The organism is Pseudacidovorax sp. (assembly GCF_017991995.1).
Taxonomy (GTDB): Bacteria; Pseudomonadota; Gammaproteobacteria; order Burkholderiales; family Burkholderiaceae_C; genus Xenophilus.
This window is the reverse complement of sequence record NZ_JAGOPN010000012.1, coordinates 75,740-89,201: the sequence shown is the minus strand read 5'-3', so window position 1 is coordinate 89,201 and position 13,462 is coordinate 75,740. Positions and strand designations below refer to the sequence as shown.

14 protein-coding genes are annotated in these 13,462 nt (G+C 71.1%); 7 read left to right on the top strand and 7 right to left on the bottom strand.

From position 1 onward, the window contains the following. Positions 1-55 precede the first annotated feature (55 nt). Both KBC94_RS17035 and KBC94_RS17030 read left to right on the top strand, forming a co-directional pair. Complete coding sequence (locus KBC94_RS17035) at positions 56-964, top strand: LysR family transcriptional regulator (RefSeq protein ID WP_294372662.1); 909 nt, start codon at positions 56-58, stop codon at positions 962-964. 108 nt (positions 965-1,072) lie between these two features. After that, positions 1,073-1,663, top strand: coding sequence for an NAD(P)H-dependent oxidoreductase (locus KBC94_RS17030; RefSeq protein WP_294372659.1), 591 nt, complete (start codon positions 1,073-1,075; stop codon positions 1,661-1,663). Between the two features lie 47 nt (positions 1,664-1,710). Here the strand turns inward: KBC94_RS17030 and KBC94_RS17025 are convergent, their stop codons facing one another. The 7 genes from KBC94_RS17025 to KBC94_RS16995 all read right to left on the bottom strand — a co-directional run bounded on the left by KBC94_RS17025 (position 1,711) and on the right by KBC94_RS16995 (position 8,229). Further along, positions 1,711-3,249, bottom strand: coding sequence for a glycine betaine ABC transporter substrate-binding protein (locus KBC94_RS17025; protein ID WP_294372656.1), 1,539 nt, complete (start codon positions 3,247-3,249; stop codon positions 1,711-1,713). A 149-nt stretch (positions 3,250-3,398) separates the two neighbouring features. Continuing rightward, on the bottom strand, positions 3,399-4,214 hold the full coding sequence (locus KBC94_RS17020) for an aldolase/citrate lyase family protein (protein ID WP_294372652.1): 816 nt from the start codon (positions 4,212-4,214) through the stop codon (positions 3,399-3,401). An 8-nt stretch (positions 4,215-4,222) separates the two neighbouring features. Beyond that, a complete protein-coding gene (gene hpaH / locus KBC94_RS17015; RefSeq protein ID WP_294372650.1) occupies positions 4,223-5,041 on the bottom strand; it encodes a 2-oxo-hept-4-ene-1,7-dioate hydratase in 819 nt (272 codons plus the stop codon). Beyond that, entirely contained in the window at positions 5,038-5,913 is an 876-nt protein-coding gene (locus KBC94_RS17010; protein WP_294372647.1) for a fumarylacetoacetate hydrolase family protein, read from the bottom strand. The genes hpaH and KBC94_RS17010 overlap by 4 nt, the downstream gene beginning before the upstream one ends. Beyond that, positions 5,910-6,812, bottom strand: coding sequence for an amidohydrolase family protein (locus KBC94_RS17005; RefSeq protein ID WP_294372644.1), 903 nt, complete (start codon positions 6,810-6,812; stop codon positions 5,910-5,912). The genes KBC94_RS17010 and KBC94_RS17005 overlap by 4 nt, the downstream gene beginning before the upstream one ends. Before the next feature lie 17 nt (positions 6,813-6,829). Further along, on the bottom strand, positions 6,830-7,237 hold the full coding sequence (locus tag KBC94_RS17000; protein WP_294372641.1) for a RidA family protein: 408 nt from the start codon (positions 7,235-7,237) through the stop codon (positions 6,830-6,832). Continuing rightward, on the bottom strand, positions 7,234-8,229 hold the full coding sequence (locus KBC94_RS16995) for a tripartite tricarboxylate transporter substrate binding protein (protein WP_294372638.1): 996 nt from the start codon (positions 8,227-8,229) through the stop codon (positions 7,234-7,236). The genes KBC94_RS17000 and KBC94_RS16995 overlap by 4 nt, the downstream gene beginning before the upstream one ends. Before the next feature lie 154 nt (positions 8,230-8,383). Between KBC94_RS16995 and KBC94_RS16990 the strand changes: the two genes are divergently transcribed. The 5 genes from KBC94_RS16990 (at position 8,384) to KBC94_RS16970 (ending at position 13,459) form a co-directional block, all read left to right on the top strand. Continuing rightward, positions 8,384-9,001 (top strand): flavin reductase family protein, encoded by a 618-nt coding sequence (locus tag KBC94_RS16990; RefSeq protein WP_294372634.1) that lies wholly within the window; start codon positions 8,384-8,386, stop codon positions 8,999-9,001. A gap of 16 nt (positions 9,002-9,017) precedes the next feature. Next, entirely contained in the window at positions 9,018-9,821 is an 804-nt protein-coding gene (locus KBC94_RS16985) for an IclR family transcriptional regulator (RefSeq protein WP_294372631.1), read from the top strand. Positions 9,822-9,993: 172 nt separating this feature from the next. After that, positions 9,994-11,073: a purine nucleoside permease gene (locus KBC94_RS16980; protein ID WP_294372628.1), complete on the top strand. Its 1,080-nt coding sequence runs from the start codon at positions 9,994-9,996 to the stop codon at positions 11,071-11,073. Between the two features lie 37 nt (positions 11,074-11,110). Next, positions 11,111-12,025 (top strand): LysR family transcriptional regulator, encoded by a 915-nt coding sequence (locus tag KBC94_RS16975; protein WP_294372623.1) that lies wholly within the window; start codon positions 11,111-11,113, stop codon positions 12,023-12,025. Between the two features lie 291 nt (positions 12,026-12,316). Beyond that, a complete protein-coding gene (locus tag KBC94_RS16970; protein WP_294372620.1) occupies positions 12,317-13,459 on the top strand; it encodes an ROK family protein in 1,143 nt (380 codons plus the stop codon). Positions 13,460-13,462 lie beyond the last annotated feature (3 nt).

Here is a 13,462-nt window from a genome sequence, read left to right as displayed (position 1 = left end):
TTTTTCCATCCGGAAGCATCGAAGTTTTCGATGGTCCGCGCAGCCCACGACGCCCATGCTCAAGCTCACCCTCGACGCCATCGAACTGGTCGACGCCATCGACCGCCACGGCTCCTTTGCCGCAGCCGCAGTGCGGCTGAACCGCGTGCCCTCGACCATCTCCTATGCCGTGGCCAAGCTGGAGGAGCAGCTGGGTCTGCGCCTGTTCGAGCGCCAGGGGCCGCGTGTCGAACTCAGCGCGGCGGGACGCGAGATGCTGGACGAGGGCCGCTGGCTGCTGGGCGCTGCGGCCACGCTCGAATCGCGCATGCGCCAGGTGGCCACCGGCTACGAGTCCGAGCTGCGGCTGGTGCATGACTCGCTGATTCCGACCGAGGCGCTGATGGACGACATCCGCGACTTCGAGGCGCTGCGCTGCGGCACCCGCCTGCGCCTGGGCTGCGAGGCGCTGTCGGGCAGTTGGGAGGCGCTGCGCGACGGCCGGGCCGATCTCGTCATCGCCGCGGGCGAAGGGCCGGCCGGTGGCGGCTACCAGGTGCATCCGGCCGGCACGCTGGACTTCGTCTTCTGCGTCGCGCCACAGCATCCTCTGGTGCGGGCCCAGGGGCCGCTGCGCCGAGCCGATCTGCTGGAGCACAACGCCATCGTCGTGGGCGACACGGCACGTTCGCTGTCGGACCGCACGGTGGGCCTGATGGCTGGGCAGCCGCGCATCACCGTGCCCTCGATGGCGGCCAAGATCGCCTGCCAGCGCAGCGGCCTGGGGCATGGCTTCCTGCCGCGCGCCTGCGTGGAAGCCGACCTCGCCCGCGGCAGCCTGGTGGCCCTGGAGATCGAGGAGGCCCGGCCGCCCGAAAGCTTCTTCCTGGCCTGGAAGACCGGCGCTGGCGGTCGGGCGCTGCAGTGGTGGCGCGAGCGGCTGCGACGCCCGCTCGTGCCGGCCCTGCTGCCGCGCAGCGTGTGACGCATCGATGTGGCATCGGCATGGCCTCGATATCGTCGACCGTTGCCGCGGCGTCCCGCCCGCGCCCTGTCGATCACGGATGATCGGGGCTCCCTCACAGGAGCACGCATGCCCGACAAGATCCTCGTCTTCTACGGTTCCTACCGCGCCGACCGCATGGGCATCCGCCTGGCGGACTACATCGTCGCCCAGCTCAAGGCGCGCGGCGCCGAGCCCGAACTCATCGACGCCCAGGCCGTGGGCCTGCCCATGCTGGACCGCATGTACAAGGAGCATCCCAAGGGCCAGGCGCCCGCGGCCATGGAGGCGCTGGCCGGCAAGATCCGCGACGCGGATGCCTTCGTGTTCGTCACCGGCGAATACAACTGGGGCGTGCAGCCGGGCCTGAAGAACCTCACCGACCACTTCCTGGAGGAATGGTTCTGGCGGCCCGCCGCCATCGCCAGCTATTCGGCCGGCCGCTTCTCGGGCGTACGCTCGGGCACGGCCTGGCATTCGATCCTGTCGGAGATGGGCATGGTGGTGATCTCCAGCACGCTGGCCGTGGGCCCGATCTCGCAGACGCTGGACGACAAAGGCGAGCCCACGGGGGATGCGGGCAAGTCGCTGGCGCGAGCATTCCCGCGCTGGGCGGACGACCTGGCCTGGTGGACGAATGCGGCGCGGGTGCAGCGGGCGACGCAGGCGCCGCCGTATTGAGCCGGGGCAGGGCCGGCGCGCACGGCCGGCCGGGCGCGTGGCCAAGCTCAACCGGTGGGGGCGCGGCGGCGGCGCAGCAGCGCTTCCAGTCCTTCGAACAGCAGCTCCGACATCAGTGCCAGTGCCGCGGCCGGAAGCGCGCCGGCCATCAGTAGCGCGCGGTCGTTGAGGGCCAGGCCGGTGACGATGCGCTCGCCGAATCCGCCCGCACCGATGAAGGCCGCGATGGTGGCCGTGCCCACGGCGATGGTGGTGGCGGTGCGCACACCGGCGATCAGCGTCGGCAGCGCCAGCGGCAATCGCACCAGCCGAAGGTTTTGCGCCCCGGTCATGCCCAGTGCCGTGCCGGCCTGCACGAGGCCCGCGGGCACCTCGGCCAGGCCGGTCACCGCATTGCGCATGATCGGCAGCAGCGCATAGAGCGTGAGCGCCACCAGCGCCGGCAGCGTGCCGATGGCGCCCAGCGCCGAGATCAGGATGGCCAGCAGCGCCAGCGAGGGCACCGTCTGCAGCAGGCCTGTCAGGCCCAGCACCACCGCCCGCAGGCGGACATGCGCGAACACCGCCATCGCCAGCGGCAGGCCGATCAGCAGGGCCAGGCCGACCGAGATGGCCACCAGCATCAGGTGCTGCCGCGCCAGTCGGCCCAGGTCGGGCCCGACCAGCTTGGCGATGAAGCCGCGCGCGGCGTCGGTGTCTGCGGGCTTGCCGCCGGCCAGGAAGTCGCGCGCGATGTCGGCGAAGGCGGCGCCCTGCAGCTCGGCCCGCGCGTTCATGCGGATCATGGCGGCCTCGTCGATGCGACCCTCCAGCTGCTGCAGCGCGGCCCAGGCCTGGGGCAGGCGCTGCGGCAGGTCCAGGCGATAGAGCAGCACCGCGTCGTAGCGCGGAAAGTAGCCACGGTCGTCCTGCAGCACCCTGAGGCCCAGGTGCTCGATCTTGGCGTCGGTGGTGTAGATGTCGATGACGTCCACCTGGCCGGCGCCGATGGCGTCGTAGGCCAGGCCGTGGTCCAGCCCGGTGGGCCGCTGCGGCAGGCCGTAGCGCGCGGCCACGCCGCGCCAGCCGTCGGCGCGGCCGATGAATTCATTGGTCAGGCCCAGGCGAAGCTCGGGGTGCTTCGCCAGGTCGCCCAGCGTGCGGATGCCGAGGCGTTCGGCCTCGGTGGCGCGCATGGCCAGCGCATAGCCGTCGTTGAAGCCCAGCGGCACGGCCATGCCCAGGCCCAGCGGCGCGAGCGCGGCCCGCATCGCCTCGGGCGCGAGCGGTTGCGGGCTCTTGAGGATCTCCAGCGCGATGGTGCCGGTGTACTCGGCATAGAGGTCGATGCCGCCGGAGCGCAGGGCCTCGTACACGATCGCCGTGTTGCCCAGGCCCTGACGCACCGTCGGCGCGCGCTGCAGATGGGGCGCGGCGGTCCGGGCCAGCAGCTCGGCCAGGATGTAGGACTCGGTGAAGCGCTTGGAGCCGATGCGCAGTTCGCCTTCGTCGCGTTGCTGGGCCCAGGCGGCCTGTGCGGCGAGCAAGGTCAGCAGCAAGAGGGCCAGCCAGAAGCGGAGGCGGGGAGGGCGAAGGGCGGCGGTCATCCGGCCAGTATGGCCGGGCTGCGTGCCGGGCGGCTGGGACACGCCGGCCGCCCGCGCGTCGGCTGGCGCCGTCTTGCCCGCGGGCCGGGCCGTACCCCATCCGGCCGGGAGAGCGGCGCGGGCGGACGCGGGAGCCGGGGTGGTCGAGTTCAGTAAGCGCTGCGAGCAGGGCTCGCGCCAGCCTGTCGCCAGCGCGCGGCGCTCGCATCCAGCGTGCTGCGCAGCGCCACCAGGTCCAGCGCCGTGGCGACGAAGAGCGCGCCCAGCGCCAGGCACTGCCGCGCCCGGGCCTCGTCCACCATCAGGATGCCGGGCGCCTTGCCGGCCGCACGGATGCGGCGGATGGCGTCGTCGATTGCGGCATCCACCTCGGGGTGGCGCGGGTTGCCGGCGTGACCCATGCTGGCCGACAGGTCGGCCGGGCCGATGAAGACGCCGTCCACGCCCTCGACCGCGGCGATGGCCTCGATCTGGTCCAGCGCCTCGCGCGTCTCCACCTGTACCAGCACGCACAGCTCCTCATGCGCGCGGGCCACGTAGTCCGCGGTGCGGCCGAAGTTGCTCGCGCGCATGGAGCCGCCCATGCCGCGCAGGCCGGCAGGCGCATAGCGGGTGGCGGCCACGGCGGCGCGGGCCTCGTCGGCGTTCTGCACGAAGGGCAGCAGCAGGCTCTGCGCGCCCACGTCCAGGTAGCGCTTGATGAGCACGGGGTCGTTCCACGCGGGGCGCACCACCGGGGCGCAGGGCATGCAGCCGGCGGCAGGCTGGGCGGCGGCCACCGCCTGCAACTGCTGCAGCATCAGCGGCACGTCGCTGGGCGTGTGCTCGGTGTCCAGCAGCATCCAGTCGAAGCCGGCGCCGGCCACCAGTTCGCTCACGTAGGGCGAGGGCAGGGTGGACCAGACGCCGATCTGCGGCCGGCCTTCGGCCAGGGCCTTCTTGAAAGGGTTCGGGAGCAAGGCCATGGCCGTCCTCAGCTGAAGTGGCAGGCCACGCTGCCGAAGTCGCCGTAGTCGGCCACGATGGTGTCGCCCTGCGCCACATCGATGGGCCGGATGAAGGAGCCAGCCAGCACCACCTCGCCCGCGGCCAGCGTCACGCCGTGGCGATGCAGGCGGTTGGCCAGCCAGGCGATGCCGTGGCCCGGATGGTTGAGCACGCCAGCGGCCAGGCCGGTTTCTTCCACCTCGCCGTTGCGGCTGACGATGGCGCCGATGCGGCGCATGTCCACGTTGAGCTGATCGGGCTTGAAGGGCCGCCCGCCCAGCACGATGGCGGCATTGGCCGCGTTGTCGGCGATGGTGTCCAGCACGGTGCGGGTGCGGCCGGTGGCCGGGTCAACGCGCTGGATGCGCGCGTCCAGGATCTCCAGTGCCGGCACCACGTAGGCGGTGGCATCGAGCACGTCGAAGAGCGTGCAGTCGGGGCCGGCCAGCGGCTTGGCCAGCACGAAGGCCAGCTCCGCCTCGACCTTGAGCTGCAGAAACCGCCCGACGGGAATGGTGGCGCCGTCGCGGTAGAACATGTCGTCCAGCAGCACGCCGAAGTCGGGCTCGTCGATGCGCACGGCGCGCTGCATGGCCTTGGAGGTCAGGCCGATCTTGTGGCCCTTGATGGTGCGACCGGCCTGCTGCTTGAGCGTCATCCAGGCGGCCTGGATGGCATAGGCATCGTCCGTGGTCATGCCCGGATGGGCCAGCGACAGCTGGCCGCAGGGCACGCGGCTGCGCTCGGCCTCGTCGAGCCGGGCGGCGGCCTCGCGGCAGGCTTCGGGGCTGAGGGTGGTGCTCATCGCGGTTCGGCCTCCACCGTGTTGCGCAGCACGCCCACGCCGGTGACTTCGACCTCCACCACGTCGCCCGGCTGCAGGAAGCGCGGCGGGTCGAAGCGGATGCCGGCGCCGATGGGCGTGCCGGTGGCGATCACGTCGCCGGGCAGCAGCGGCGTGAAGGTCGACAGGTAATGCACCAGGTAGGCGAAGTCGAACATCAGGTGCTCCGTCGTGTCGTCCTGCCGCGTCTCTCCGTTCACGCGGGTCTGTACCCGGAGCTTGCCGAAGCCGTCGGGGTATTCGTCGGCCGTGACCAGCCAGGGGCCGATGGCGCCGGAGCGGAACCAGTTCTTGCCCTGCGTGACATTGAACTTGGCATGGTGCACCCAGTCGCGGATGGTGCCTTCGTTGATGCAGGTGAGGCCGCCGATGTGGTCCAGCGCCGACTCGCGCGGGATGCGCCGTCCGCCCTGGCCGATGACGATGCCGATCTCGCCTTCGTAGTCCAGCTGCTGCGACTCAGGCGGCTGCAGCAACGGCGCGCCGTGGGCGCTGAAGGAGTCGGGCACGCGCATGAAGATGCTCGGGTAGCGGGGCAGGTCGCTGCCATCCTTGTACTCGGCGTTGCGGTGCGCATAGTTGACGCCGATGCAGAAGACGCGGCGCGGCTCGCGCACGGGCAGGTCGAGCTGCACGTCGGCCAGCGCCTGGTCGGCGCTGGCGCCGGTCCAGGCCTCGCGCGCCTGCGCCATGGCGGGCGCGCCGCCTGCCAGCAGTTCGCGCACGCCGGCGATGGCGGGCAGGCGGCGGCCCAGGTCGATCACGCCCTGGCCGGACGCATCGAGCGCGCCCCAGCCGTCGCGGCCCTGGTGGGTATAGCTCAGCAGCTTCATGCGGCCACCTCCACCTCGGCGTCGAAGCCGAAGAAGGCGGCGGGGTTGTCCACCAGGATGCGGCGCAGCGTTGCCTCGTCGGGCGCGAAGCGCGTCAGCAGGTCGAGCAGCGCACCCTCGTTGGGTGGCTGCTTGAGCGAGATGGGATGCGGCCAGTCGCTGCCCCACACGCAGCGGTCCGGCGCGGCGTCGATCAGCCGGCGGGCCAGCGGCACCACGTCGTCCCACGGCTCGCCGGTGTGCGACAGCTTTTCGGACAGGGACAGCATCACCCAGAAGTTGCCGCGCTGGAACAGCTCCAGCAGGCAGCGCAGGCTGGCATCGGCCTCGCCGGCGGTGGGGTCGGCGCGGCCCATGTGGTCCACCAGCACTGGCACCTCCAGGTGGGCGAAGGCCTTCATCTGCTCCGCCACGCCCTTGGGCTCGGGCTGCACCTTCACGTACCAGCCCAGCTCGCGCACGCGGGCGAGGGCGCGGTCCATTTCGGCGGGACCGAAGCTGATGCCCAGGCCTCCGCGGGTGAAGCGGGCGCCGCGCACACCGGCGGCATGCAACTGCTGCAGGTAGGCGTCGTCGCGCTCGATCAGCACCGCCGCGTTGGCGCAGCCCATGTAGCGTCGCGGGCCGTCACCGTTGAGGCCGGCCAGCGCATCGAGCACCACCTGGTGGTCGGCGCCATAGGTGGTGGCCTGCACGATGACGCCGCGCTGGATGCCCAGCGTGGCATGCAGGCGCTGCGCCACCTGCCAGGTGGCGGTGGGCATCTCGTAGGCGGCGCCGGGGCGCACGGGGTAGCGCTCGGGCGGGCCGAAGACATGGAACTGGCTGTCGCAGGCCAGCGGAGGCAGCGGCCGGGCCGGTGCGCGCGGATGGGGGTCGAAGGGCAGGTAGTCGGGCATGGCAGCGGTCAGGCGAATCAGGCGATATAGGCGGTGAACACGCACTCGATGAGCTTGCCCATGTCGAGCTCGGGTGCGTGGATGGCATGGCGCGCCGGGCGCGTGGCGGCGTCGGGGAACATCTCCAGCCAGGGCACGTTCAGGGCCGGGCGCTGGCTGCGGTCCTTCATCCAGACGGTGACCTTGACCACGTCGGCGGTGCTGCCGCCGGCGGCCTCGACGATGCGGCGCAGGTTGTCCAGCATGTGCCGGCACTGGGCCTCGATGCCCTCGGCGATCTGGCCGGTGGCCGGGTCGGTGCCCAGCACGCTGCCGCTTTCGACCAGCGGGCCGACGCGGCAGGCGGCGGGAATCGGGTTCTTGTGGCCGAAGCCGCCCACGTAGACGGCGGTGCGGCCGGCGGGTGCGGCGCGCGTGAGCGTCATTGCGCCGTGATGTTGGCCTGCTTGATGATGGGGATCCATCGCTTGTCTTCCTTGTCGAGGAACTGGGTGAATTCGGCGGGCGTCATGGCGCGGGCCTGCGAGCCCAGCACGTTGAAGCGCTCCTGCACGGCCTTGTCGGCCAGAATCTTCTGCAGCGCCTGCGACAGCCTCTGCACGATGGCCTCGGGCGTGCCCTTGGGCGCCATCAGGCCGGTGAAGGTCTCGGTGCTGAAGTCCTTGAAGCCGGACTCCTGCAGCGTGGGCACATCGGGCAGCTGCGGCAGGCGCTGCGGCGAGGTCACGGCCAGCGGCCGCGTGCGGCCCTGCTGGATGAAGGGCTGGGCCACGGAGATCTGGTCGAAGTTGAAGTCCACTTGCCCGCCCAGCAGGTCGGTGGTGGCGGGCGCATTGCCCTTGTAGTGCACGGTGCCCCAGTGGGCGCCGCTGTCGCGCTGCAGGTATTCGCTCACCAGGTGGTTCTGCGTGCCGGCGCCGGGCGAGGCCATGGTGAGCTTGTTGCCGGACTTCTTGCCGGCCTCGATCAGCTCGCCGATGGTCTTGTAGGGCGTCGACGGATTCACCTGCAGCACCAGCGGCGTGAACGAGACCGAACTCACCGGCACGAAGTCGCGCCGCCAGTCGTAGGCATCGCGCTTGAAGATGGTGGGCGAGAACAGCAGCGGCCCGTTGGCCGTCATGAAGAAGGTGTAGCCGTCGGGCGCGGCCTTGGCGACGAACTCCCCGGCGATCAGCCCGCCCGCGCCGGGCTTGTTGTCCACCAGGAAGGGTTGCTTGAACTGGGCCTGCAGCTGGTCGCTGATGATGCGCGCGGCCCCGTCCACATTGCCGCCCGGCGGATAGGGCAGCACCAGGCGCACCGGCTTGTCGGGCCAGTTGCCCGCGGCTTGGGCCTGGGCTGCGATGGGTGAGAGGGAAAGGACGGCGCCGGCGGCAGTGGCCGCGGCCAGGCACAGGGCCTTGTATCGATGCATGGTCTTGTCTCCGTTGGGCTGCTCGGGCAGCGTTCGCAATGGCTCCACTGTAGGAAGCGATGGCACGAACCTGCAATGCGAACATCGCAGATAAGTCCATGATGTGGACTTTCCGGCTTCGCGGACTTCGAAGGCCGCGTCCACAATGCGGACCATGCAGATCGATCCCCATACCCTCACGCCCGAAGCCACCTACCGCCTGCTCAGCGGCCTGGTGGTGCCGCGGCCCATCGCGTGGATCAGCACGCTCTCGCCCACCGGCGTGGTCAACCTCGCGCCCTTCTCCTGCTTCACCTTCGTGTCGAACAAGCCGCCGCTACTGGGCGTGAACGTCGGACGCAAGGCCGGCCGGCGCAAGGACACGGCAGCCCACATCCACAGCCGCGGCGAATACGTGGTGCACATCGGCGATGCCTCGCAGCTCAACGCCATCCACGAGAGCAGCGAGGAGCACCCCGAGGACGTGAGCGAGGCTGAGTTGCTGGGCCTGGCCACGCTGCCCGGCGAGACGGTGGCCGTGCCGCGCCTGCGCGACGCCCCGGTGGCCATGGAATGCCGGCTGTCGCAGGTCATTCCCTTCGGCGAGACGGGCGCGGAGTTCATCGTCGGAGAGGTCACGCGCTTCCACCTGCGCGACGGCCTGATGAACGACGGCAAGGTCGAGACGATGGCCCTCGATCCCGTCTGCCGCATCGGCGGGCCCAACTACGCCACGCTGGGCCGCATCGTCACGCTGCGGCGCATGCAGCAGACCGAGAAGTCGGTCCTCTGATTCCCGCGCGTCGCGCATGACCGGCAGCGAAGCCGCCACCGCACCGACCACCGGCGCACAGTCCGTGCGCCGCGCCCTGGCCGTGCTGCGCATCGTGGCGGCCGGGCAGGAGCATGGCGTGCGCCTGCTCGACGTGGCCCAGGCCACCGGCCTGAACCGCGCGACGGTGCACCGGCTGCTGCAGGTGCTGGTGGAGGAGGGCGCCGTGGAGCAGGACGCCGCCACGCGCCGCTACCTGATCGGTGGCGAGGTCTCGTTGATGGGCCTGGCGCGCTCGGCCGGCTTTCCCTTGCGCGCGGTGGCCGCGCCGCATCTGCAGGCCCTGGCCGAGGCCGAAGGCGAGACCTGCTTCCTCACCATCCGCAACGGCGACGACTCGGTCTGCCTGGCGCGGCATCCGGGCAGCTATGTGATCAAGGTGCTGTCCATCGAGGTGGGGGCGCGCCGGCCGCTGGGCGTGGGCGTGAGCGGGCTGGTGCTGCTGGGCGGCCTGCCCGAGGATGAGCGGGCCGCCATCATCGAACGCAACCTGCGGCGGCTGCGGGCGCTGCGCATCGCGCCTGAGGAACTGCGGCAGCGCCTGCGGCTACTGCAGCGCCGCGGCCACGCCTATGCGCCCGTGGGCGTGGTGCCGGGCACGCGCGCGCTGGCCGTGCCGGTGCGGCATCCGGACGGCCAGATGCTCGCCGGCCTGGCCGTGACCGCCATCCGCGAACGGCTGCCGGACGAGCGGGTGCCGAAGCTGGTGCAGGCCATGGAGCGGCACGCGCGGCGCATCGGGCAGCAATGGGCGGAGCGGGAACGGGCGCGCCAGCGCTGACGGCCGTCAGTGCACGCGGTGGTCTTGCAGGTGTTCGAAGCCTTCGCACGCCCCGCGCGAAATTCGGTGCTTCCCGGCATCGGGCAGGCTGCCTAGCATCCGCACCCGCGGGCGCCTGGGCCGAACAGCCTCCGGCCCTCGACCACACCACCCCTTCGAAAGACCTTTGCCGATGTCCTCTTCCCCCCTCTCCTGGCTGCGCATGGCCGGCCTGGCCCTGGCGGCCGCGCTGGCCGCGGGCTGCGCCTCCACCCAGACGGCCGCACCGACGGCGGCGTCGACGGCGCCCATGGCCGCACCCGCGCCCACCGCTGCGGCGCCTGTGCGCGTCAAGGTCTTCGTGGCCGCCATGTTCGAGATCGGCCAGAACACGGGCGACCGCGCCGGGGAGTTCCAGCACTGGTACGAGCGCTACTGGCGCAACAGCGCGCCCGTCGCCGTGAAGGGCGCGCTGAGCCCCGTGTACTGCAATGCCGATGGCGTCTGCGGCGCGGTGCTGGGCATGGGCAAGGTCAATTCGTCCTCGTCGATGCAGGCCGTCCTGCTCGACCCGCGCTTCGATTTTTCCGAGTCGTATTACATCCTCTCGGGCGTGGCCGGCACGCCGCCCTCGCGCGGCACCATCGGCATGGTGAGCTGGGCCACCTGGCTCATCGACTACGACCTGGGCCATCGCTGGGCGCCGGAAGAGAACACGGCCGGCGCGCCCACCTTCATGCCGCGCAAGGGCTATGAGAACTACCGTCGCTTCCAGCTCAATCCCGCACTGGTGGGCTGGGCCATGAAGCTGTCGGCCGACACGCCGCTGGCCGACGACGACAAGGCCCGCGCCTACCGCCTGCGCTATCCGGACGCCGCGGCACGTCGGGCGCCTTTCGTCGGCACCGGCACGCACATGACGGGCGACACCTTCTTCCACGGGCCCGGCCTGTCGAAGGAGGCGCAGTACATCGCCAAGCTCTACGGCGCCGACGACTACGTCATCACCGAGATGGAGGCGGCTGCGATCACGCTGGTCATCAACCGCACCCACGGCACCAGCCGCGTGATGAGCCTGCGCGGCGCCGTCAACTTCGACCAGGGCAACCCGCGCGAGACCACGCTGGCCCACCTGGACCCTGCGCCGGGCGAGACGGCCGGCGGCTTTGCCGAGACGGTGCTGAACATCGAGCGTGTGGGTTCGCGCGTGGTGGACCACATCGTCGCCAACTGGCCGCAGTGGCGCGCCGGCGTGCCGCCGACGACGCCTTGATTTGGGGCCGGCGCGGGGCCGCCGCTACAGTGCCGGCATGCATGCCAGCGTCCTCAAGTACTTCGTCGAAGTGGCCCGCTGCGGCTCGGTGCGCAAGGCCTCCGAGCGGCTCTTCGTCGCGGCCAGCGCGGTCAACCGCCAGATCCTCAAGCTGGAAGAGGAGCTGGGCTGCGAACTCTTCGACCGCCTGCCCGCCGGCCTGCGCCTGAACCCGGCCGGCGAGCGCCTGCTGCGCCATGCGCAGGAGACGCTGCAGCAGTACCAGCTAGTGCGCACCGAGATCGATGCCCTGCGCGGCGAGCGCAGCGGCGAGGTCAAGGTGGCGGCCATGGATTCCTTCTTCGAAGAGCTGCTGCCCGCCACGCTGGAGGAGTTTCTCCAGATCTTTCCTGCCGCCAGGTACAGCCTGGCTGCGGTCCAGCCCATGGCGGTGCCGCCCATGTTGCTGACGGGCGAGGCCGACCTCGGCCTGTGCTTCCTGCACCGCCTGCCGGCTGGCGTCGATGTGGTCGCCCGGGCCCGGCTGCCGCTGGGCGTGGTGATGCCGCCCGGCCATCCCATGGCCGCCCTGGCCGAGGTGCCGCTGGCCGAGTGCGCCCGCTATCCCTTCCTGCGTTCGGGCACGCAGCCGGTCATCGACGCGGCGCTGTCGCCGGAGTTCGCCGCCTTCTGGGAGGCGATGACGCCCGCGGCCACCTGCAACTCGACCCCGCTGCTCAAGCGGCTGATCCGCGCGGGGCGCGGTGTCTCCTGCTTTTCGAAGATCGCCTTCATTCAGGAGCTGGCGCGGGGCGAGCTGGTGTGGCGGCCCTTCGCGCTGCCGGCGGTGAATGCCCTGCAGGTGGGCGTGCTGCTGCCCTCGCAGCGCAGTGTGCCCGGTGTGTGCCGCGACTTCGCCGAGCGCATGGCGCGGCGGCTGGCGCAGCTGGAGCGCGCCGCGAGCGCGCTGTAGCCGGCGCGCCTGCGACGCCCAGCTGGGCTCGCTCCGGCTTCAACTGAGGCTGAGGCTGAGGCTGAGGTTGAGGTTGAGGTTGAGGTTGAGGTTGCCGTTGGCGCGAGGCTTTGCTCCCTCTCCCCTCGCGCGTGAGGGCGGGGAGAGGGGCCCCAAGCAACCCCATCGCCCAGCCACAGGCTGCCTTCCTACGCCCATCGCCGCCTCCCGCCGATGCGCGTTGCCGCCGCCGCCGCCCCCTCGCACCGGCCTTTGGCCGTCAGCATCGACCCATCCACTGCCCCCACACCGATGCCCAAAAAGACCGCCGACCGCGACGCTCCCTCGTCCACCCGCAGCCGCCCGCATCACCCGCCCAGCGTGGTCGGCGCCCACCACGGCATGCTGGACCTGGCCTCGGTGCGCATCGCGGGCTACAACCTGGAGGTCAAGGACGACGAGGGCTTCATCGGAGACCGCGCCAGTCAGGGTGCGTTCCGCGACCTGCTCGACGACTGGCGCCGCCGCTGTCGCGAGCGCGGTGAGGCCGATCCCTTCGGCAAGCTGCCCTCGCGCAAGCTGAGCAAGAAGCGCATCGACAAGGCCCTGGCCGATTCGCCCAACGTGGGCGCCGACCTGGTCAATGGCGCCATCGAAGAGTTCGCCATCGGCCTCACGCAGGTCATTCAGCGCTTCATGCGGCAGAAGTCGTGGAAGGGCGTGCAGCGCATCGTGGTAGGCGGCGGATTTCCCGAAAGCGACGCGGGCGAGCGCGCGATTCTGGAGGCCGCGGCCCTGTGCCATGTGCAGGAGCTGCCGGTGCAGCTGGCCCGCCTGCGCCACGAAGTGGACGACGGCGGCTTGATCGGCTGGGTGCATCTGGCCCCGGCCCATTTCGTCGAGCATGACGACGCATTGCTGGCTCTCGACATCGGCGGCACCAACGTCCGCTGCGGCGTGGTGCGCTTCCGCCGCGACAAGGCCGAGGACCTCTCACGCGCCGACGTGGTGTGGCGCGAGAAGTGGCGGCATGCGGACGACAAGCCCAGCCGCGCCGCATTGGTCGAGCAACTGGCCCTGATGCTGGAAGAGGCCATCGCGTTCGCGCACCACAAGAAGATCAGGCTGGCACCTTTCATCGGCATCGCCTGCCCCGGACTGATCCGCGAGGACGGCACGATCGCGCGCGGCGCGCAGAACCTGCCGGGCGACTGGGCGGCCGACACCTTCCACCTGCCCACCAAGCTGCGCGAGCGGCTGCCGCTGATCCGCCACCAGCCCACGCAGGTGCTGATGCACAACGACGCGGTGGTGCAGGGCCTGTCGGAACTGCCCTTCATGCGCGACGTCAAGCGCTGGGCCGTGCTGACCATCGGCACGGGGCTGGGCAATGCGAGCTACGTGAATGCGCGGATCGACCGCGAGGCCGTGCGCAGGATCGACAAGCGGCGCTGAGCT

Bases quoted from the DNA above. Each gene is read 5' to 3' on its own strand.
- KBC94_RS17035 (WP_294372662.1), top strand. From the start codon at position 56: ATGCTCAAGCTCACCCTCGACGCCATCGAACTGGTCGACGCCATCGAC.
- KBC94_RS17030 (WP_294372659.1), top strand. From the start codon at position 1,073: ATGCCCGACAAGATCCTCGTCTTCTACGGTTCCTACCGCGCCGACCGC.
- KBC94_RS17025 (WP_294372656.1), bottom strand. From the start codon at position 3,249: ATGACCGCCGCCCTTCGCCCTCCCCGCCTCCGCTTCTGGCTGGCCCTC.
- KBC94_RS17020 (WP_294372652.1), bottom strand. From the start codon at position 4,214: ATGGCCTTGCTCCCGAACCCTTTCAAGAAGGCCCTGGCCGAAGGCCGG.
- hpaH (WP_294372650.1), bottom strand. From the start codon at position 5,041: ATGAGCACCACCCTCAGCCCCGAAGCCTGCCGCGAGGCCGCCGCCCGG.
- KBC94_RS17010 (WP_294372647.1), bottom strand. From the start codon at position 5,913: ATGAAGCTGCTGAGCTATACCCACCAGGGCCGCGACGGCTGGGGCGCG.
- KBC94_RS17005 (WP_294372644.1), bottom strand. From the start codon at position 6,812: ATGCCCGACTACCTGCCCTTCGACCCCCATCCGCGCGCACCGGCCCGG.
- KBC94_RS17000 (WP_294372641.1), bottom strand. From the start codon at position 7,237: ATGACGCTCACGCGCGCCGCACCCGCCGGCCGCACCGCCGTCTACGTG.
- KBC94_RS16995 (WP_294372638.1), bottom strand. From the start codon at position 8,229: ATGCATCGATACAAGGCCCTGTGCCTGGCCGCGGCCACTGCCGCCGGC.
- KBC94_RS16990 (WP_294372634.1), top strand. From the start codon at position 8,384: ATGCAGATCGATCCCCATACCCTCACGCCCGAAGCCACCTACCGCCTG.
- KBC94_RS16985 (WP_294372631.1), top strand. From the start codon at position 9,018: ATGACCGGCAGCGAAGCCGCCACCGCACCGACCACCGGCGCACAGTCC.
- KBC94_RS16980 (WP_294372628.1), top strand. From the start codon at position 9,994: ATGTCCTCTTCCCCCCTCTCCTGGCTGCGCATGGCCGGCCTGGCCCTG.
- KBC94_RS16975 (WP_294372623.1), top strand. From the start codon at position 11,111: ATGCATGCCAGCGTCCTCAAGTACTTCGTCGAAGTGGCCCGCTGCGGC.
- KBC94_RS16970 (WP_294372620.1), top strand. From the start codon at position 12,317: ATGCCCAAAAAGACCGCCGACCGCGACGCTCCCTCGTCCACCCGCAGC.